We start from the raw sequence: 18108 nt of genomic DNA, 5'->3' as shown, positions 1-18108 counted from the left end.
TATCTGCGCGAGATCGCCGCGATCTTTCCATGCGCCGTGAGCGAAAAGCGCTTTTTTAGAGCGCCAACTGGTGTCAGAACCGATAAGTTTGGATTCAGTGAGGTTCCATAACGGGAACCGGACCCTGAAATTGAAGGAGAGCGTGAATGGCTATTCAAGCCTCGGGCGGAAATGAAACGCCCATGGGACTGGGAGATTCGGTCTACCAGCGCCTGCTCAAAGAGCGCATCATTTGGCTTGGCGGCGAAGTGCGAGATGACAACGCAAATGCGATCTGCGCACAGCTCCTCTTGCTGGCTGCTGAAGACCCCGATCGTGATATCTACCTGTACATTAACTCCCCGGGTGGATCGGTCACCGCGGGCATGGCCATCTATGACACCATGCAGTACGTCAAGCCCGACGTCGTGACCGTTGGTATGGGCCTTGCCGCATCGATGGGTCAATTCCTGCTCACCGCCGGGGCTCCCGGAAAGCGTTACATCACTCCTCACACCCGCGTTCTGCTGCACCAGCCCCTGGGTGGTGCCGGAGGCAGTGCGACGGATATTCGCATTAATGCGGATTTGATCTTGGGCATGAAGAAGGAACTGGCACAGATCACCGCATCGCGTACCGGTAAGTCGGTCGAGCAGGTCGAGGCCGATGGCGATCGCGATCACTGGTTCACCGCTCAAGAGGCTCTGGAATATGGCTTCGTGGATCGCGTGATTGATAGCCCGCAGGAAATTGGCAACCGTGGAGGAGAAAACTGATGAGCACTCAGCCCTATTTCGACGCAGTTGCCCGTCAAATGCCCCAGGCGCGCTACGTTCTTCCGAACTTTGAAGAGCGCACCGCCTATGGTTTCAAGCGTCAAGATCCCTACGCAAAGCTCTTCGAAGACCGCATTGTCTTCTTGGGTGTGCAAGTTGACGATGCAAGTGCCGATGACATCATGGCTCAGCTCCTCGTCCTTGAGTCACAGGATCCGGATTCTCTGATCACCATGTACATCAACTCGCCTGGTGGTTCCTTTACCGCAATGACGGCGATCTACGACACCATGCAGTACATCAAGCCCCAGGTCCAGACTGTTTGCTTGGGACAGGCTGCTTCAGCTGCCGCCGTTCTGCTGGCCGCTGGCTCTCCCGGAAAGCGTTTGGCACTGCCCAATGCTCGAGTCCTCATCCACCAGCCTGCAATGGAGGGAATGCAAGGCCAGGCCTCGGATATCCAGATTATTGCGGACGAGATCGACCGCATGCGTCTGTGGCTTGAAGAGACGCTTTCGGCTCACTCAGGCAAGCCGGTCGAAGAGGTTCGTCGCGATATCGAGCGCGATAAGATCCTCACCGCCGCTCAGGCTGAAGAATACGGTCTGATTGACCAGGTTTTGGCTTCTCGTAAGGCTCACAGCTAGTGAACAACTGCGTGACTTTACTGAGTCGCTGTTAAGGAAGTGCGGGGGAGAGCGTTTTGGCGCTCTCTCCCGTTCCCATTGAATGATCGGTCTTACACTGTGCATCCCGCGCGTCAATTCGCTGTAGAGCACCGGGTGAATTAGGCTGGATTTCAGTAAAAGACCCCGTTTGGGGTGAAATTTTTCAGGAGGCATACGTGAGTCGATTGACCGACGGAGCTGAGGCCCTCAAGTGCTCTTTCTGCGGAAAGAGCCAGAAGCAGGTCCGCAAGCTCATTGGGGGATCCGGCGTTTACATTTGCAACGAGTGTGTCGACCTGTGCAACGAAATCATTGCCGAAGACACTGAACCGCAGAGCGCGCCCTCGGGTCTTCCTCTCCCAAAGCCTCGTGAAATCTTCGAATTCCTCGATTCTTGGGTGATCGGCCAGGACCGCGCCAAGCGTGCACTTTCTGTTGCCGTCTATAACCACTACAAGCGCGTGCGTTCGCGCGAAGCTGGCAACGAAGAAGATATGTACGGCACCAAGTCGAATATCTTGCTTCTAGGGCCCACGGGAACCGGTAAAACGCACTTGGCGCGCTGCTTGGCTCGACTTTTGGATGTTCCCTTCGCCATCGTGGATGCGACAGCATTGACCGAGGCCGGCTACGTGGGTGAAGACGTTGAGAACATCTTGCTCCGCTTGATCCAAGAAGCCGGCGGAGACATCAAGAAGGCCGAGCGCGGAATCATCTACGTCGACGAAATTGACAAGATTGGCCGCAAGGGTGAAAACGCGTCGATTACTCGCGATGTTTCAGGTGAAGGCGTGCAGCAGGCTCTTCTGAAGATTATCGAAGGAACGGTGGCCTCGGTGCCTCCGCAGGGTGGTCGCAAGCACCCGCACCAGCAGTTCTTGGAGATTGATACATCTGGAATCCTCTTCATCGCTGCCGGCGCATTCGCAGGAATTGAAGAAATCGTCAAGGCTCGTCTTGGTCAGCGTTCCACCGGTTTCGGTTCGGAATTGAAGTCTTCCGCTGAGATGGGCGACCTTTATGAATCCGTCACCGCCGAAGACCTTCACAAATTTGGAATGATCCCCGAGTTCATTGGACGTCTTCCCGTGCTGACATCCACGAAGGAACTCTCCGAAGAAGACCTCACTCGAGTGCTCACCGAGCCCACGAATTGCTTGGTTGCTCAGTATCAGCACCTCTTTGAGCTTGATGGCATTACCTTGGAGTTCACTCACGAGGCCTTGCTTGCCATCGCGGAGCTGGCGAACAAGCGTAAGACGGGGGCACGAGGTCTTTCTTCCGTTATGGAAGCAACTTTGTCGGACTTGATGTTTGACCTTCCCTCGCGTGATGACGTCTCCCGTGTCGTTGTCACTCGCGAGGCTGTGCTTGGACAGGGGAGCGCCGAGTTGTACGAGGTCGATCCTGCAAGCGTCCAGAGCGCCTAGGGGGAGTCATGCCGGACACGTCGTTGCCTCAAGAACTGATCGAGGCGCGCAAAACAATCGACAACATTGATGCTGCCCTCATTCACATCCTTGCCGAGCGTTTTCGCTGCACTCAAAAGGTCGGGCTCATCAAGGCTGTCCATGAACTTCCCCCTGCGGATCCTGCTCGTGAAAGCGTGCAGATTGCGCGCCTTCGCTCGCTGGCTACAGAGTCTGGTTTGGATCCTGATTTTGCCGAGAAATTCTTGAACTTCATGGTGCGCGAAGTGATTCGTCACCACGAGGATATTAAGGCTGCCTATGATCAGGCGGAGGGTGTGCCTGAATCACATTAGTGGAATTGATTCTCGATAACTTCTGGGTATAGAATGTTATCAAGTCGTTATCAAAAGATATCGAATTGTTATAAACTCTCCCAGGAGATTCGATGAAGAATCGTTCGTCACGCACCCTCGTAGTCGGCGCACTCGCACTGGTCTTCGCGCTTAGCGCTTGCTCGCAGGGAACGTCATCCTCATCGTCAGCATCGGCACGGTCAAAAGCCACCACTTCGAAGAGCGCAGCCCAGGCCTCGGGATCAAAAGACCCCAACATCGCCTTCGGACAGTGCATGCGAAACAAGGGCTTCGACGTGCCCGATACGGGTCTGACTCCCGACCAATTTGCCAATGCTTCCGACGCCTTCAATTCCGCTGTCAACGCGTGTATGGAAGAGGTTTCCTCACTCGTTGGAGAAGAGAACGACCTGACAAACGATCCGCACGCACGTGAGCTTTTAACAAAGGGGACTCAATGCCTGCGCGACCTGGGCTATGACGTTCCTGATCCGGGACAAAATGGCGTTGTCGACGTTCGGAATGTCCCCTCTGAAGCAGTCAGCAAATGCTTCGGAAGCGTCGGAGGCAACAAGTGACCACTCGTGAAAGCAGCACATACCGTCGTATAGGTGCGCTGGCTGCATCAATGGGGATGATCGTCTGCTCTCTTGCAGCGTGCTCAAGCAACTCCTCAGAATCAAACAATGCCCAGGAATTTAGCGGTGCAAGCGCGGAAATTACTCGCGGAGACCTTGTCGGTGAGACAACCGTCCAAGGAACCTTGCACTACGCCGACTCCTACACTCAGAAATCGAGCTTCGATGGTGTCATCACAGCTCTTCCAACTCCCGGTTCTACCCTCAAACAGGGGGAGAAGATCTACACGGTGGGCGGCGAAAGCAGCTATCTTCTCCACGGTTCTACCCCCGCATGGCGCAGCTTCGAAGCGGGGATGAGCAACGGAGAAGACATCCACCAACTCGAAGAGGCACTGTCTCAACTTGGCTATTTTGACGGGCAAGCGGATACCCATTTTGACTGGCGAACCCAAGCCGCTATTAACAAATGGCAAAAAGAACGGGGGCTGACCCAAGACGGTACGCTTCCGCTTGGACGTGTGCTCTTTGCTCCCGAAGACTTACGTATCGGTAGTCTCAAAGCCCGCGTCGGCGACGCTGTTTCCCAAGGGGGCGATCTCTTCTCGGCCTCGTCTTCCAGGCAGATCATTTCCGCAAACCTCAAGCTTTCCGACCAATCTCTGGGAGTCGTCGGTACCAAGGTGACCATCCGGCTCCCCGGCGCGCAAACAACGAAGGGCACCATCTCGTCCGTCGAGCCTCCGAAGGAGAAAGCAGGCGCTGAAGGGGCAAACGATTCACAGGCGACCAAGGATCGCATCATCCCCATCACCGTCACCCCTGATGACGCTGCCGCAACAGAGAAACTTCAAGAGGCATCTGTTTCACTGGGTATTACCTCCCAGACGAAAACGAATGTTCTTTCAGTGCCTCTGGGGGCCCTCGTGGCGATCACTCCCGACCAATTCGGTGTGGAGCTCGTCGGTGAAGATGGGAAAGTTACGCGAGTTCCGGTGCAAACCGGCCTCTTTGCTGGAGACAGGGTGGAGATCTCTTCCGATGATCTCCACGAGGGACAACGTGTGGCGGTGCCGAACCGATGAGCCCACTACTTGAACTTCGCGAGGTTCGTCGCAGCTACGGTTCTCCGCCCGTCACTGCCTGCGATGGAGTGAGTTTGAGTGTTGACCAAGGAGAATTCGTCGCCATCGTCGGCCCATCAGGATCGGGGAAGTCAACCCTCCTTAACCTGATTGGTACCCTGGATCGTCCGGACTCGGGAGCGGTCATCATTGAAGGAATGGACGTTAGCGATCTAGGTGACGCAGAACTGTCCGGGGTGCGTGCATCCCTTATCGGCTTTGTCTTCCAGCAATTCCACCTCTCGCCGGGAGTTACTGCCTTGGACAATGTCGCCGACGGACTGCTCTACCGGGGTGTCCCGCGCGCGAAACGGCGCGAGAAAGCGCGAGAAGCTCTTGAAAAGGTCGGGCTCGGACACCGAATCGAGCACCGTCCGCACCAAATGTCCGGAGGTGAGCGCCAACGCGTGGCTATTGCTCGCGCATTGGTCGGATCACCGGCGCTGCTCCTTGCTGACGAACCCACTGGTAACCTCGACTCGCGCTCAGGAGAAGCAATCGTTTCACTCCTGCGCGAACTCAATGATTCGGGGACGACGATCATCGTCATCACGCACGACAACGATCTCGCGGCCTCGCTTCCGCGCCAAGTCATGATTCGTGATGGGAAAGTGGTTTCTGACTCTGCAGACGAGGTGAAGCAATGAGCCTTGATAGGGACACAATTACCCACGCCTCGTGCCTGCGTGGCAGTGACGTCGCGCGCTTGGGGGTAAGTGGCCTTCGCGCGAGGCCAATGCGCGCAATCCTTTCGGCCTTGGGGATCGCGATTGGTATCGCCGCCATGGTCGGCGTTGTCGGGGTGTCGGCCTCGTCCCAGGCACGTCTTCATGAACAGCTCCAAGCGCTGGGAACCAATATGCTTACGGCTCGCTCAGGTGCTGATCTTTCCGGTGCAAACCTGATCCTTCCCGAAGACTCAGTGGGACGCATGCGGATGATTCCGGGAGTAACCGATGCTTCCTCGACGTCCACTTTGTCAGGAGTTTCGGTGTACCGCTCGCGTTTGATTGATCCAAATGCAACGGGTGGCATTTTGACGATGGCTGCGCCAACGAATCTGCTGGATGTTGTTTCGGCGAAAGTTGCGCGTGGAACGTGGCTGAACGAGGCGACATCACGGTATCCGGGTGTCGTATTGGGATCGAAAGCTGCGGATCTTTTGGGGATTACCACTCCGGGAACCCAAGTATGGCTGGGGAATACCTCCTTCACCGTGCTCGGGATTCTTGAGCCCTCGCCTTTGGCGGAAGAACTCGATAACGCAGCTCTTATCGGAATCCCGGTGGCTTCTCAGCTTTTCGGGGCAGGACAAGCTCCAACGACGATTTATGAACGATCTTTGGATTCTGAGGTCGAAAACGTTCGAGAACTCATTGGTCCAACACTGGCTCCTCAAGGGGCGACCGGTCTGAAAGTCTCACGTCCATCGGATGCACTGGCTGCAAAGAACGCAGCCGATCAGACTCTGACAACCCTTCTGGCAGGCGTTGGCTCTATCGCCCTGCTGGTCGGCGGGATCGGGGTCGCAAATACGATGATCATCTCCGTCCTTGAACGTCGCCGTGAAATCGGGCTGAGGCGTTCCCTGGGAGCCAAACGGGGACATATCTGCATGCAATTCCTTGCTGAGGCTCTGCTCCTCTCCTTCCTTGGCGGATGCGTGGGATGTGTGATTGGCGCGGCGGTCACATGGGGAATGTGTCTCGCATACGGATGGCCCGTCACTATTGCGTGGTACGTCATCGCCGCTGGCCTCGGGGCTCCATTGGTCATTGGAGCAATTGCAGGTCTTTACCCGGCCCTGCGGGCGGCACATACGCCGCCAACTGCTGCTTTGGCCTCGCAATAAAAGAAAACCCGGTGCATCGTCGTGGTGAGCGATGTACCGGGTTTTCTTTGCAATTAGTCTTGCTTAGCCGTTTTGAACGGGACCTCCGTAGATGTCGTCAATAACGTCGGCGTAGCGCTCAAGCACAGCCTTTCGCTTGACCTTGAGTGAAGGTGTCAGCAACCCATTGGCTTCCGTGAAGTCGGTGGTTAACACGCGAATCTTTCGGATCGATTCTGCGCGCGAAACATGCTCATTTGCGCGATCGACCGCACGCTCCAAAGCTGAGAGGACCTCGATATTAGTCGCGGCCTCGCCAATCGACATCGGCGGTAGACCGTGGTTTTTCAGCCACAGTTGCAGCATCTCTGCATCCAAAGTGATCAGTGCGGAGATGAAGGGACGCTTATCGCCAACGACGACGACCTGCGAGATCAGGGGATGGCCACGCAAGGGGTCTTCCAAGGAAGCGGGCGCAACATTCTTTCCGCCCGCGGTGACAATAATGTCCTTTGCGCGACCAGTAATGCGGACGTATCCGTCGCGGTCAAGAGAACCCAAGTCTCCGGTCTTGAACCAGCCGTCTTCAGTGAAGGAGGCGGCAGTGGCCTCGGGATTGTTGTGATAACCGCGGAAAACCGAGGGGCCTTGAATGAGAATTTCACCTTCGTCGGAGATCCTCACCGAGAGAGGAGGAAGAGGCGGACCAACGGTTCCAATCTTGGACAGTCGGGGAGTGTTAACCGAAAGTGGGCCAACCGTTTCGGTCAAGCCATAACCTTCGAGAACGGGGAGTCCAAGTCCCGTGTAGAAATGTGCCAGCCTGGTCGAAAGGGGCGCACCACCTGAAATGATGAAGCGCGCGTTTCCGCCAACCAACTGAAGGATCTTCGAGTAAACCAAGTGCGACGCTGCCGCGTGCTGCATCTTCAAACGCCTTGAGGGGCCTTCAGGGGTTTCAAGTGCCTGAGAATACTGAACCGCCACATTGGCTGCCCATCGGAAGATCTTCTGTTTACCGCCACGACCGGCCTTCGCGTCGGCTGAGTTGTAGATCTTCTCAAGAACTCGAGGAACCACCAGGAGGTATGAGGGTCTGAAAGTCGCAAGATCAGGAAGGAGATTCTTGGTGTCGGGAGTGTGTCCCAAAATCCCTTCGCCGCTGAGCTGGAAAACCTGGAGGAAGCGCGCGAATACGTGGGCAAGGGGGAGGAAAAGCAAGAGACGTGAGTCTTTGCCCATCGCGACCTCAGGCATCCACGCGTGGGCGTTGAGCGCGAGCTCGGTGAAATTCCCATGCGTGATTTCTGTGCCCTTGGGGCGTCCGGTTGTTCCCGATGTGTAGACGATTGTCGCCAGATCATCGGTCGTCAGTGCTTGAGTACGCTGGGCAACCATTGTGCGCGGGATCGTCACGCCCGCATCGCGGATGGTTTGCATCGCCTCGGCATCAAGGGAAAGCAGTGTGATGTCGCTGCGTCCGAGGCGGCGGCACGCTGATTCCGCGAGCTCGCGTTGAGTCACGGTTTCGGTGATCACTGCCCGGACGTTTGCGTCTTGAATGATGTATTCAATCTGCTCGCCTGAGGAAGTTTCGTAGATCGGCACTGGAAGGAGCCCCGCGCACCACGAGGCGTAATCCAGAAGCGTCCATTCGTAGCGGGTGCGCGACATGATCGCGAGCGCATCGCCTTGTTCGAGGCCTAGCCCGATTAATCCCGCTGCCGTTGCCTGAACGTCTTCGTAGAACTCCGCGGCGGTCATGTTCTGCCAGGTATCGCCCATTTCGAGTTTGCGGGCAATCAAAGGGCGGCGCGCCGAACGCTGGACGCGGCGTGCAAGAAGATGGGGGATTGTTGTGTTTTCGTCGATGCGCACCAAAATGGGTGCATGCCACTCAAGTGCCTGAGTTTCGCCATCAATTTCAAGCGATTCTCCGGACTCGGGGGAGGAAATGGAAACGGAGGTTTCGTCAGCGGGCAAGGCCAGCAGCTCAGGATCTTCGTCGGACATGGTTTTAGTTTACGTGTCGAGAGGCGCGAGGGTGGCGATCTTGCCAGCGAGATCCCCAAGACGAGAGGTGCCCGGCGGCAATCGCGCGCCCCTGCTGCGCGGCAATTTCCTTCACGAGGCCCTGTTGGGTCACCCATCCTAGGAAGTGGGGCGTGGGGGAGTCCCCGTCGATGACCGCGAGTGCCCAGGGATTATCAGGAGCACTCAGGCGAGCAAGGACTTGAGATGGACGAGCTGACTGGGAGATCGAGGAGGACTCATCCAAAGCAAGAGAACTGATCTGAGTATGTGGGGGAAGACCTCGAGAAAGATAGGAAGCGAGTTCGCTCAAGGTGAGCATTCCGAGATATCGAGGCGCTTCTTGGTAACGGTCCTTCGCTGCGATTACAGGAAGGCAGGGGACAGGACTTGACTGGAAATACTCCTGTGCCTGCATCAATGTCATGTCCTCGGTCAAGATGCGGCTGGGTGCGGTCATGAGCTGGCGAGCGCTTCGGCGTCCGAGCAAGGTGTCGTCGACGGGTTCGTGGAGGACATCGCCTCGGCGGCGAAGCTTTTCTGTGTAAATCGTCGAGCGAGTGAAGAAACGGGAAACAAAGGTTGCGATGATGACGGCCAACATCATGGGCATGATCAGGGAGTATTGTCCGGTCATTTCAACGATGATGAGGACCGCTGTCATGGGGGCGCGTGCGGCACCGGCAAAGGCAGCTCCCATTCCGATGACGCCGAAGATCGCGCTTTGTGAGGCAGCCCAGGGATCGACAAGCTGCCCAAAAATCATTCCAGTCATTGCACCCATGAACAAGGTTGGGGCAAAGACTCCGCCCGATCCGCCGATGCCGATGGTGTAGGAGGTGTAGAGGATCCGACCGAGGAGCAAAAGAGCGAGGAAGGGAATCGAGTAGGAGCCAAAGATCGCTGAAATTTCGATTGGGTAACCCGAGCCGTACATGTATGGGAAGCAAATGAGAGCTCCGCCAAGGGCAATGCTCAAAACCGCTGGTCGAGACCAATTGGGAAGTGGAATTCGAGCCCAGAAGGCATCGATCCAGTCTTCGCTGAGGTAGAGGAACTTCGAGAAGGCAAGGCCAACAAGGCCCGCAATAATTCCGAGGATCGCAACCCATCCGATATCGGGGAGGGACTGCAAGGGGAAAGTTCCGCCCAAATCAATGAGGGGATGATCTCCACTTGCTGCGCGTGCAACCAAAGAGGAGAGGACAGATGAAACGACGACATACCCGAACGCCTCGGCGGTGAAACGGGTCAAGATCACTTCAAGAGCGAAGAAAGCGCCAGCAAGGGGAGCATGGAAAGTCGCCGCGATTCCCGCAGCGCTTCCGCAGGCAGCCAGCATGATCACGCGCTCTTTGGGCAGACGGAGCGAAGCGGCGAATGAAGAGCCTAATGATGCGCCAACTTGAACGATTGGGCCTTCGCGCCCCGCTGAACCTCCGCCGCCGATGGTGAGAGCAGAAGAAATGAGTTTGACGACCGCGACTTTGGAAGGGATATAACCGCCCTTTTGCTGGACCGCGAGCATGACTTCGGGGATCCCGTGTCCCTTCGCAGAAGGTGCGAAGCGGGAGATGAGAGGCCCGTAGATCAGCGCCGAGATCACTGGGGCGAAGAGAAGGAAGATCCAGGCTGGGATGGGGAGATGGCCATGAGGGCTGCCAATGTGCTGTGTGTAGTCCCAGTAGCCTGTCGTTACCCAGGTCCATGCGCCGATCATGGCGTTGAAAAGGACGGCTGCGGCACCAACGATTGCTCCCACAATCGCTGCGACAACGGCGAGTAGTGATCGGTGGGCTGCGCAGACATGCCCGATGCGTGTCATGCGTCCGGGTTGAGGAGAGTCCTTCTTTTCACTCACCCAAACATGGTAGTCCCGGTCGCTTGCACTTCAGCGGGACTTGAAAGACCCGAGGTCGTGATGGACATCACAAGGAAAAATGGGGTATTCGAGTCCCACTTGGGACTGCTGACACCGCGAAGATCAGGGGAGAGGCAATAGGCTTAAGGGGTAACGATCATCAGATCGTCGCGGCGCTGTGCGTCGCACGAAATAACTGAAGGAGTGCCCAATCATGGCAGAACCTCGTATTGTCACCGTCACCGGTGCAGCCGGAAACATCGGTTACGCCCTTCTTTTCCGCATCGCCTCGGGAGCTGTCTTCGGACCCGATACCCCCGTCAAGCTCAACCTGCTTGAGATCCCCCAGGGCGTGAAGGCTGCTGAAGGCACCGCAATGGAGCTGGATGACTGCGCATTCCCGCTGCTCGCTGGTGTCGATATCTTCGATGACGCCACTGCAGCATTCCAGGGAACCAACGCTGCCTTCCTCGTGGGCGCAATGCCTCGCCGTGCAGGCATGGAGCGCGCCGATCTGCTCGAGGCAAACGCCGGCATCTTCGGTCCTCAGGGCAAGGCCATCAACGACGGTGCAGCTGAAGACGTGCGCGTCCTGGTCGTTGGCAACCCGGCCAACACCAACGCCACCATCGCTGCTCACGCAGCAGGTGACGTTCCCGCATCGCGCTTCACCGCCATGATGCGTCTGGACCACAACCGCGCAGTGTCGCAGCTGGCACACAAGACCGGTGCAGCTGTGGCCGACGTCAAGAACCTGGTTGTTTGGGGTAACCACTCCGCTGACCAGTACCCCGATGTCTCCTACGCGACCGTTGGCGGACAGGCTGCTTCCGGGCTTGTTGACGAGGCCTGGCTCTCGGATTACTTCCGTCCGACCGTTGCCAAGCGTGGCGCGGCCATCATCGAGGCTCGCGGCGCCTCCTCGGCCGCTTCCGCAGCAAACGCTGCAATCGACCACATGCGCGATTGGGTGCTGGGAACCCCCGCAGGGGAGTTCACCACTGCCGCCATCATGACTGATGGAGAGCACTACGGTGTTCCCGCCGGCCTGTGCTTCGGCTTGCCCGTCACCTCTGATGGTGGCGAGTGGCAGGTTGTCGAAGGCCTGGAGGTTTCTGAGGCAACTCGCGCTGGCATCGATCACAACATTGCTGCCCTCCAGGACGAATACAACACCGTCAAGGAGCTCGGCTTCATTAAGTGATCTCGCCGAAACTTACGGTTTGACTAAGAGTCGGTTCGCCTGACTTTCTTGGTCTAACGGCTTGAGGGGCGCCGCATTGCGGCGCCCCTTTTGTCTACTCACGTGCTGCTTTCTATGCCTCACTTCTCTGGCGGATAACGCGCTGCCGCGCTGGGGTTGAGCCGGCTTTTGGCCTCGAGGCCAGAGCCTCCCAAGCCACGCACCCGCAGAAGAAAAGTCCTGAAGCTAGGGCAATGCACCCACCCGAGGACAGCTCGGCAATAAGAGAAATCCCGAAACCACAGGCCGAGATCGCAAGAGCAGCGAACACTGAAGCGACCATCAAGACCCCGGGGCGGGAAATGAAGCGCATTAAACCGGCGCTTGGTGCAACCAGCAAAGCCAGTGGAAGCAAAGTTCCTACCGCGGGAATCATCACGATGACACAAACCGTGATAAGAGCGGAAATAAGCGCGTCGGTTAACGCAAAGGCGCTGGGGGAAGAGCGGAAAGCTGCTCGGTAGCCCTGTACGTCGAAAGACAAGAAAAGAATATGGCGTCCGCGTAGCCCGAGAAGACAGAGTGCTCCAAGCGTTGCTGCGCCGGCCAATGCAATATCCATCGGAGTCACGGTCATGATTGACCCCGTGAGGAAGCTCGAAATCTGCAGGGGCAAGGGGGCAAACCACTTTGAAAGGAAATAGCCCAAGGCAAAACTGAAGGTCAAGACGACCCCGGCAGCGGCTCCGCTCGAGACTCCTGGGATTCGCGCCAGAGCACTCATCAACGCAGAAAGCGGCAAACACAAACCCAGAGCGCCCAAGAATACACAGAGGGCAAGAATGCTGTGATCCCTGGTGAAAGCGGATGCACACACGACACCGATCACCGCACCCGGAAAGGCTCCGTGTGTGATCGACTCAGCAAAGAACACGCGCCCGCGCAGGACAGTCATCGTCCCAACGATCCCAGAGAGAATCCCCAGTAGCGCTAGTTCGCACAGAGGAAGGAGAAGGATCGCTAACATGTCGTCACTCGCTTTCGTGCTCTGTGCAGTCCGACGATGAGTGCGCATAGAGCCACTTGGGTCAGAGCAACCGAGGCTTGGGGTGAAGTAGGCCGGGAAAGAGGAATCAAAAGAGTCACCATCCCCAGCGCACCACCCGCGCAGGAAAGAACTACCGAATAGGCCAGCATCTGCCTCGGCGATGAGGAAAGAAGTCGGGCGGCGAGTGCGGGGACAATGAGGTATCCCACGACCAAAAGAACACCGATTGCCGAGGCCCCCGCAACGACGATTGCGCACATCGAGGCGTTGAGGCAGACATCGCAGAGCGTCGTGGGTACTCGCGCGGCGCCAGCTCCCGCACTGTCAAATGCGCACATGAGCTGAGCACGCCACGAAAGAAGGACTAGGACGCAAGCGAAAAGACAAAACACGAGGGAAATCACCATGCGCTGGGGAGTAACCTCCAGAAGGCGGCCAAACATCAAGGCCTCCATTTGTCCTGACATATCGCCTTTTTTCAGCGAAATGATGACGCCGAGCGCGAAGAAGGAGGTCAGGACAACTGCCGCAGCGGCCTCGTGCGCGCGGTGTCGCATCGCCCAGGTCAATGCGGCGGCAACGAATATCGCGCAGATTCCTCCGCCCGCGGGGATCCAATCGATACCGCCGAAAACCGCGCCGACGACGATCCCGGGGAAGATCGAGTGGACCGAGGCCTCAGCGCCGAATTGCCAGTTGCGCAGATTGACCAGGGTTCCAACCACGCCTGCTGCAATTCCGAAGAAAAGAAGGAAGAGCAGGGGGCGGAGGAAAAAAGGAGACTGCCACAGGGGGAGAGCATGTGCGATCGCGTTAAACACTGTGAATCCCGCCGAAAGCTTCATTGATGATCTCTGGACGGAAAACCTGGGAGGTCGGCCCATAGGCAACCTGGCGCCCCGCAACGATCAGGCTCTCATCGCACACTTCGGTTGCGACCCGATAGTCATGGGTTGAAATCATGAACGCAGTTTCCTGAGCTTTTGCTTGGCTGATGAGCGAGAGAAGAGCTTCGCGGTTGGGCTCATCCAAACCGTTGAAAGGTTCGTCAAGCAATACCAGACGAGGCTTGGCAACCAAGGCGCGCGCGACCAGAACGCGTTGGCGTTGGCCGCCCGAGAGGGTCCCAAAGCGCTCGCGGGCGCGATCGGCTAAGCCAATCTGTTCTAATGCTGCGCTGACCTCTTCTTTCTGTTCACGGCTGAGTGGACGCAGAGGCTTTGTCTTGGGGTACATTCCCATTTCGACGACCTGACGAAGGTTGATTGGGAAACTCAGGTCGATGTCGCTGTTTTGTGGGACGTAGCCGAGGAAATCCAGCGGGCAGCTCAGTTCTCCGGAGATGAGTTGGGCGCTTCCCAAGAGCGCTCGCATGAGCGTTGTCTTTCCCGATCCATTTGGACCGATCAAAGCGAGGGCATGTCCGGGGCTGAGCGAGAGGGTGATTCCCGTCAGGACCGGTGTCTGGGAATAGCCGATGCTGGCATTTTTGGCTGAGAAGACAGTGGCGCCAGCATCGCGGCCCTCGTCAGGCTCCGAAAACATAGGAGCGTCTGCGTTCATCATGCTCGCCTAACGCGTGAGTTGCTCGGGCAGGGGAGCAAGCGTTCCGTCCCATGCCCGTGTCATGGTTGTGACGTTATGGATGATCGAGCCGATGTAGGTTTCTCCTTCGCTTCCCACGGGGCCAAGTGAATCCCCGTAGAGTGCGTCGTCGCCGATGATGGCCTTGACTCCAGCGGCGCGCGCAATCGTTTCAATCGACTTTGAGTTATTGGAGTTCTCAGCGAAAATCGCGCTCGCTCCGGATTTCTTCACTTCCTCGGTTGCCTGTGCGATGTGCTCAGCGGTTGCATCCTGCTGTTCGTTGAAATCAGACAGTGCAGCACCGATAAAACGAATGTCGTAGCGTTTCGACAAGTATCCGAAGGCATCGTGGGAGCTAAAGAGGACGCGCTTATCAGCGGGAACGCTGTCAAAGCTGGCCTTCGCCCACGCATCGAGGGAATCGATACGCTTTGCGTATTCTTCGGTTGCCGCACTGTATGCCTCGGCGTGATCGGGGTCCGCCGCTGAGAGGAATTCACCGATGTTGCGAACCTGCAGGGCTGCGTTCGCTGGAGAGGTCCAGACGTGAGGATCGTAGGCGAACTGCGGCTCACTTTCTCCTTCCTCTGGCGGGAAAGGCCAGGGTGCGGCCTCGACAGTGTGCGTGCCACGGGAAACGGAATAGGGGAGTTGCTTGTCGCGCTGTTCCTGACCCTGGGGATCCTTGAGGTCGACGGCAGTGAGAATTCCCGAGGTTACTCCCATCGTTCCCTTGAAACCAGAGGCGCTCACGGCCTGATCCAGGAAGTGCTCGAGGTCGACGCCCGAGACGAGCAAGACTTTCGCCTGAGAGAGTGCTTGCAATTGCTGGGGAGTCATTTCGTGCTCGTGTGCCGAGGCGTTGGGGGCAAGCAGGCACGTGAGCTGCACTTTTGCGCTGGCTTTCTCAGTGGGTGCCCCGATATGGGATTGCGTTCCCGAGGCATCAGTTTTATCGAGCGATATGGAGTTTTGAGCCGAGGGCTGCTGCGCAATTTGGGTGACGTAGTCACAGATCTGGGTGGTGCTTGCAACCAAGGTGAGTGAGGGGGCGTCTGACTGTGAAGACGCAGTTGAGCACGAGGCGAGAGAAGTTGCGCCCAGTAGGCAGACCGCTGCGGCGGCTAGAAATGAACGCGAGTAAGCGACGGACATTGAAGTTCCTCTTCATTGGGGTGATGTTTACTTATATCTTTATCGAAGTTCGTACGACCGAACTTTGATAAAGGTTATCGCAATTCGTGGAAGTTAGGTAGGCCTTTGTTCCCTGAGGTGGGAAAGTACATCACCCCTCAAGGTGCGCAGCGCCCGCTATGCACGTCATTTTTGGGCGTGATCTTGCCAAATTGGCGCTGTGGGGTAAGGTTGATCCAAATTCGCCGGGCACGCGTGGCCCCCGGACTTGCAGAAGGACTGAAGATGGATACGCTCAACGATTTGCCACTGCGCCAACTCGACCCTGAAATTCAAGCGGTTCTGGATCAAGAGCTGGAACGCCAGCAGAGCACGCTCGAAATGATCGCCTCGGAAAACTTTGTTCCGCGTGCGGTTCTTGAAGCGCAGGGATCTGTCCTGACCAACAAGTACGCCGAGGGCTACCCCGGTCGTCGCTACTATGGTGGATGCGAGTTCGTCGATGTTGCGGAATCCCTTGCGATTTCGCGCGCGAAGGAAGTCTTTACCGGCGCGGACTACGTCAACGTCCAGCCTCACTCGGGTGCGCAGGCGAACGCGGCGGCTCTCATGGCAATGGCGAACGTGGGAGATACTCTCCTCGGTCTCTCCCTTGCCCATGGCGGCCACCTCACTCACGGCATGCGCATCAACTTCTCGGGTAAGAACTACCACGCTGTTGGTTACGAGGTTGATCCGCAAACCATGCGCATTGAGCCTGAGCAGGTTCGCGAGGCCGCGCTTCGTGAGCGTCCCCGCGTGCTGATCGCGGGATGGTCGGCCTACCCTCGTCACCTTGACTTCGCTGCGTTCCGCGAAATTGCGGACGAGGTCGGTGCGGCGCTGTGGGTCGACATGGCGCACTTTGCTGGCTTGGTTGCTGCAGGCTTGCATCCCTCCCCGGTTCCTCACGCCGATATCGTCACCACGACCGTCCACAAGACTTTGGGCGGGCCTCGTTCGGGAATGATCCTCTCTTCTCGCGGCGAGCAGTGGGGCAAGAAGCTTGACAGTGCGGTTTTCCCTGGTCAGCAGGGTGGTCCGCTGATGCATGTCGTCGCAGCGAAGGCGATTTCCATGAAGGTCGCTCAGACAGAGGAATTCAAGGATCGTCAGCAACGCACCCTTGATGGTGCGCGAGCGATTGCTGAGCGCCTCTTGGCGCCCGATGCACAGGCAGCGGGAATTCGCCTTGTCACGGGTGGTACCGATGTGCACCTCGTCTTGGTGGACTTGGTGAACTCCTCATTGGATGGCCAGCAGGCAGAAGACCTGCTCCACGAGGTTGGCATTACGGTCAATCGCAATGCGGTGCCTTTCGATCCGCGTCCCCCAAGGGTGACCTCGGGTCTTCGCATTGGAACCCCTGCGCTGGCAACGCGCGGTTTCAGCGTTGCTGATTTCGAAGAGGTTGGCGACATTATCGCGACTGCTCTCATTCAGGGCGCAAGCGGAAGTGTCGATGTCGATGGATTGCGTGCACGCGTGCGCGCTCTCACCGATGCTCACCCCTTGTACGCGGGGCTCAATCAATGAGAGCTCCGTGGGAAGGTGATGCTCGGGTTCTGGACGGCACGGCGTGCGCGGCTCAGATCAAAGATGAGCTTCGAGGCCGAGTCCAGGCCTTGCGCGAAAAGGGAGTAGTCCCGGGCCTTGGTACCGTCTTGGTCGGGGAGGATCCCGGTTCGGTCGCTTACGTGGCGGGTAAACACCGTGACTGCGCGGAAGTGGGTATTGAATCGATTCGCGTCGATTTGCCCGCCGAGGCTTCGCAGGAGGAAATCCTTGCGGCAGTCGAAAAGCTGAACGCTGATCCCGCTTGTACGGGTTTCATTGTTCAGCTGCCACTTCCACGTGGCGTTGATACCAATCGAATTCTCGAGGCGATCGATCCGGATAAGGACGCCGATGGTCTGCACCCGACAAATCTTGGGCGACTCGTGCTGCGGGGGAGTGAAGCTATTACCTCTCCTCTGCCATGCACGCCGCGTGCTGTCATCGAATTGATCGAGCGCAACGGGATCGATCTGAACGGTGCGGATGTATGCGTTGTTGGGCGAGGCGTCACGGTTGGGCGATCAATCGGGCTTTTGCTCACGCGTAAGGATGTCAACGCCACAGTGACTATCTGCCATACGGGGACCCGTGATTTGGCGATGCATACTCGAGCTGCGGATGTTGTTGTCGCAGCAACAGGCTATGCGGGGCTTGTTACTCCTGATATGGTGCGACCTGGCGCGGTGGTTCTTGATGTCGGTGTCTCTCGCGTGGTGGACCCAAACACTGGGAAAGCGCGTTTGATGGGAGATGTGGCCGATGGTGTTGATCGCGTCGCTGCTTGGCTCTCCCCTAATCCTGGGGGAGTGGGGCCGATGACGCGCGCCCTCCTTCTGATGAATGTTGTCGAGGCCGCGGAGCGCTGCGTGAAAGGCTGAGCACTCGCCTCATCGATCTCTTCACACTGAAAGCCTGGGTTGTCCCCCAGGCTTTCAGTGTGTTCTGTG

The 18108-nt window shown here is 57.4% G+C and carries 17 protein-coding genes; 11 read left to right on the top strand and 6 right to left on the bottom strand.

What is annotated here, in order from left to right:
* The first annotated feature begins 146 nt into the window (after positions 1-146).
* From ACWNMW_RS01295 to ACWNMW_RS01260, 8 genes are all read left to right on the top strand, one after another.
* Positions 147-755, top strand: a complete 609-nt coding sequence (locus ACWNMW_RS01295; RefSeq protein WP_034502683.1) for an ATP-dependent Clp protease proteolytic subunit — start codon at positions 147-149, stop codon at positions 753-755.
* Positions 755-1402: an ATP-dependent Clp protease proteolytic subunit gene (locus ACWNMW_RS01290; protein WP_449489781.1), complete on the top strand. Its 648-nt coding sequence runs from the start codon at positions 755-757 to the stop codon at positions 1400-1402. The genes ACWNMW_RS01295 and ACWNMW_RS01290 overlap by 1 nt, the downstream gene beginning before the upstream one ends.
* Positions 1403-1599: 197 nt before the next feature.
* Positions 1600-2853: an ATP-dependent Clp protease ATP-binding subunit ClpX gene (gene clpX, locus ACWNMW_RS01285; RefSeq protein WP_449489780.1), complete on the top strand. Its 1254-nt coding sequence runs from the start codon at positions 1600-1602 to the stop codon at positions 2851-2853.
* Between the two features lie 8 nt (positions 2854-2861).
* Positions 2862-3188 (top strand): chorismate mutase, encoded by a 327-nt coding sequence (locus ACWNMW_RS01280; protein ID WP_449489779.1) that lies wholly within the window; start codon positions 2862-2864, stop codon positions 3186-3188.
* 92 nt (positions 3189-3280) lie between these two features.
* On the top strand, positions 3281-3766 hold the full coding sequence (locus tag ACWNMW_RS01275) for a hypothetical protein (protein WP_449489778.1): 486 nt from the start codon (positions 3281-3283) through the stop codon (positions 3764-3766).
* A gap of 56 nt (positions 3767-3822) precedes the next feature.
* Complete coding sequence (locus ACWNMW_RS01270) at positions 3823-4851, top strand: efflux RND transporter periplasmic adaptor subunit (protein ID WP_449489976.1); 1029 nt, start codon at positions 3823-3825, stop codon at positions 4849-4851.
* Positions 4848-5537, top strand: coding sequence for an ABC transporter ATP-binding protein (locus ACWNMW_RS01265; protein WP_449489777.1), 690 nt, complete (start codon positions 4848-4850; stop codon positions 5535-5537). Before ACWNMW_RS01270 ends, ACWNMW_RS01265 begins: the two co-directional genes overlap by 4 nt.
* The gene (locus ACWNMW_RS01260; protein ID WP_072455274.1) at positions 5534-6742 is read left to right on the top strand and encodes an ABC transporter permease; all 1209 of its coding nucleotides are present in this window, start codon (positions 5534-5536) and stop codon (positions 6740-6742) included. Before ACWNMW_RS01265 ends, ACWNMW_RS01260 begins: the two co-directional genes overlap by 4 nt.
* 63 nt (positions 6743-6805) lie before the next feature.
* Here the strand turns inward: ACWNMW_RS01260 and ACWNMW_RS01255 are convergent, their stop codons facing one another.
* Both ACWNMW_RS01255 and ACWNMW_RS01250 read right to left on the bottom strand, forming a co-directional pair.
* On the bottom strand, positions 6806-8734 hold the full coding sequence (locus tag ACWNMW_RS01255) for an AMP-dependent synthetase/ligase (RefSeq protein WP_449489776.1): 1929 nt from the start codon (positions 8732-8734) through the stop codon (positions 6806-6808).
* Positions 8735-8738: 4 nt separating this feature from the next.
* Positions 8739-10577, bottom strand: a complete 1839-nt coding sequence (locus ACWNMW_RS01250) for a chloride channel protein (RefSeq protein ID WP_449489975.1) — start codon at positions 10575-10577, stop codon at positions 8739-8741.
* A gap of 250 nt (positions 10578-10827) precedes the next feature.
* Here ACWNMW_RS01250 and ACWNMW_RS01245 point away from each other — a divergent pair, with 250 nt between their 5' ends.
* A complete protein-coding gene (locus ACWNMW_RS01245) occupies positions 10828-11817 on the top strand; it encodes a malate dehydrogenase (RefSeq protein WP_034502699.1) in 990 nt (329 codons plus the stop codon).
* 112 nt (positions 11818-11929) lie between these two features.
* Here ACWNMW_RS01245 and ACWNMW_RS01240 read toward each other — a convergent pair whose 3' ends face one another.
* Genes ACWNMW_RS01240 through ACWNMW_RS01225 form a run of 4 tightly spaced genes read right to left on the bottom strand, consistent with a single transcriptional unit; the run spans position 11930 to position 15586 of the window.
* Positions 11930-12823, bottom strand: coding sequence for a metal ABC transporter permease (locus tag ACWNMW_RS01240; RefSeq protein ID WP_449489775.1), 894 nt, complete (start codon positions 12821-12823; stop codon positions 11930-11932).
* Positions 12817-13689 carry a metal ABC transporter permease gene (locus tag ACWNMW_RS01235; protein ID WP_449489774.1) on the bottom strand — a complete coding sequence of 291 codons (873 nt, stop codon included), beginning with the start codon at positions 13687-13689 and terminating at the stop codon, positions 12817-12819. The genes ACWNMW_RS01240 and ACWNMW_RS01235 overlap by 7 nt, the downstream gene beginning before the upstream one ends.
* Complete coding sequence (locus ACWNMW_RS01230) at positions 13658-14410, bottom strand: metal ABC transporter ATP-binding protein (protein WP_449489773.1); 753 nt, start codon at positions 14408-14410, stop codon at positions 13658-13660. The genes ACWNMW_RS01235 and ACWNMW_RS01230 overlap by 32 nt, the downstream gene beginning before the upstream one ends.
* Before the next feature lie 6 nt (positions 14411-14416).
* On the bottom strand, positions 14417-15586 hold the full coding sequence (locus tag ACWNMW_RS01225; RefSeq protein ID WP_449489772.1) for a metal ABC transporter substrate-binding protein: 1170 nt from the start codon (positions 15584-15586) through the stop codon (positions 14417-14419).
* Positions 15587-15850: 264 nt separating this feature from the next.
* On the opposite strand from ACWNMW_RS01225, the gene glyA reads away from it, so the two are divergent.
* A complete protein-coding gene (gene glyA, locus ACWNMW_RS01220; protein ID WP_449489771.1) occupies positions 15851-17140 on the top strand; it encodes a serine hydroxymethyltransferase in 1290 nt (429 codons plus the stop codon).
* A complete protein-coding gene (locus ACWNMW_RS01215; protein ID WP_449489770.1) occupies positions 17137-18039 on the top strand; it encodes a bifunctional methylenetetrahydrofolate dehydrogenase/methenyltetrahydrofolate cyclohydrolase in 903 nt (300 codons plus the stop codon). The genes glyA and ACWNMW_RS01215 overlap by 4 nt, the downstream gene beginning before the upstream one ends.
* The last annotated feature ends 69 nt before the right edge of the window (positions 18040-18108 follow it).

The sequence above is a fragment of the Actinomyces sp. Marseille-QA0893 genome (genome assembly GCF_976954355.1).
Note: the sequence above shows the minus strand (reverse complement) of the source record. Positions and strands in the feature narration are given on the sequence as shown.

Excerpts from the sequence above, each read along its gene's own strand:
- ACWNMW_RS01250 (WP_449489975.1), bottom strand. The coding sequence starts at position 10,577 with ATGACACGCATCGGGCATGTCTGCGCAGCCCACCGATCACTACTCGCC.
- ACWNMW_RS01255 (WP_449489776.1), bottom strand. The coding sequence starts at position 8,734 with ATGTCCGACGAAGATCCTGAGCTGCTGGCCTTGCCCGCTGACGAAACC.
- ACWNMW_RS01295 (WP_034502683.1), top strand. The coding sequence starts at position 147 with ATGGCTATTCAAGCCTCGGGCGGAAATGAAACGCCCATGGGACTGGGA.
- ACWNMW_RS01240 (WP_449489775.1), bottom strand. The coding sequence starts at position 12,823 with ATGTTAGCGATCCTTCTCCTTCCTCTGTGCGAACTAGCGCTACTGGGG.
- ACWNMW_RS01260 (WP_072455274.1), top strand. The coding sequence starts at position 5,534 with ATGAGCCTTGATAGGGACACAATTACCCACGCCTCGTGCCTGCGTGGC.
- ACWNMW_RS01235 (WP_449489774.1), bottom strand. The coding sequence starts at position 13,689 with ATGAAGCTTTCGGCGGGATTCACAGTGTTTAACGCGATCGCACATGCT.
- ACWNMW_RS01290 (WP_449489781.1), top strand. The coding sequence starts at position 755 with ATGAGCACTCAGCCCTATTTCGACGCAGTTGCCCGTCAAATGCCCCAG.
- ACWNMW_RS01270 (WP_449489976.1), top strand. The coding sequence starts at position 3,823 with ATGATCGTCTGCTCTCTTGCAGCGTGCTCAAGCAACTCCTCAGAATCA.
- ACWNMW_RS01280 (WP_449489779.1), top strand. The coding sequence starts at position 2,862 with ATGCCGGACACGTCGTTGCCTCAAGAACTGATCGAGGCGCGCAAAACA.
- ACWNMW_RS01225 (WP_449489772.1), bottom strand. The coding sequence starts at position 15,586 with ATGTCCGTCGCTTACTCGCGTTCATTTCTAGCCGCCGCAGCGGTCTGC.
- glyA (WP_449489771.1), top strand. The coding sequence starts at position 15,851 with ATGGATACGCTCAACGATTTGCCACTGCGCCAACTCGACCCTGAAATT.
- ACWNMW_RS01265 (WP_449489777.1), top strand. The coding sequence starts at position 4,848 with ATGAGCCCACTACTTGAACTTCGCGAGGTTCGTCGCAGCTACGGTTCT.
- ACWNMW_RS01230 (WP_449489773.1), bottom strand. The coding sequence starts at position 14,410 with ATGATGAACGCAGACGCTCCTATGTTTTCGGAGCCTGACGAGGGCCGC.
- ACWNMW_RS01245 (WP_034502699.1), top strand. The coding sequence starts at position 10,828 with ATGGCAGAACCTCGTATTGTCACCGTCACCGGTGCAGCCGGAAACATC.
- ACWNMW_RS01275 (WP_449489778.1), top strand. The coding sequence starts at position 3,281 with ATGAAGAATCGTTCGTCACGCACCCTCGTAGTCGGCGCACTCGCACTG.
- ACWNMW_RS01215 (WP_449489770.1), top strand. The coding sequence starts at position 17,137 with ATGAGAGCTCCGTGGGAAGGTGATGCTCGGGTTCTGGACGGCACGGCG.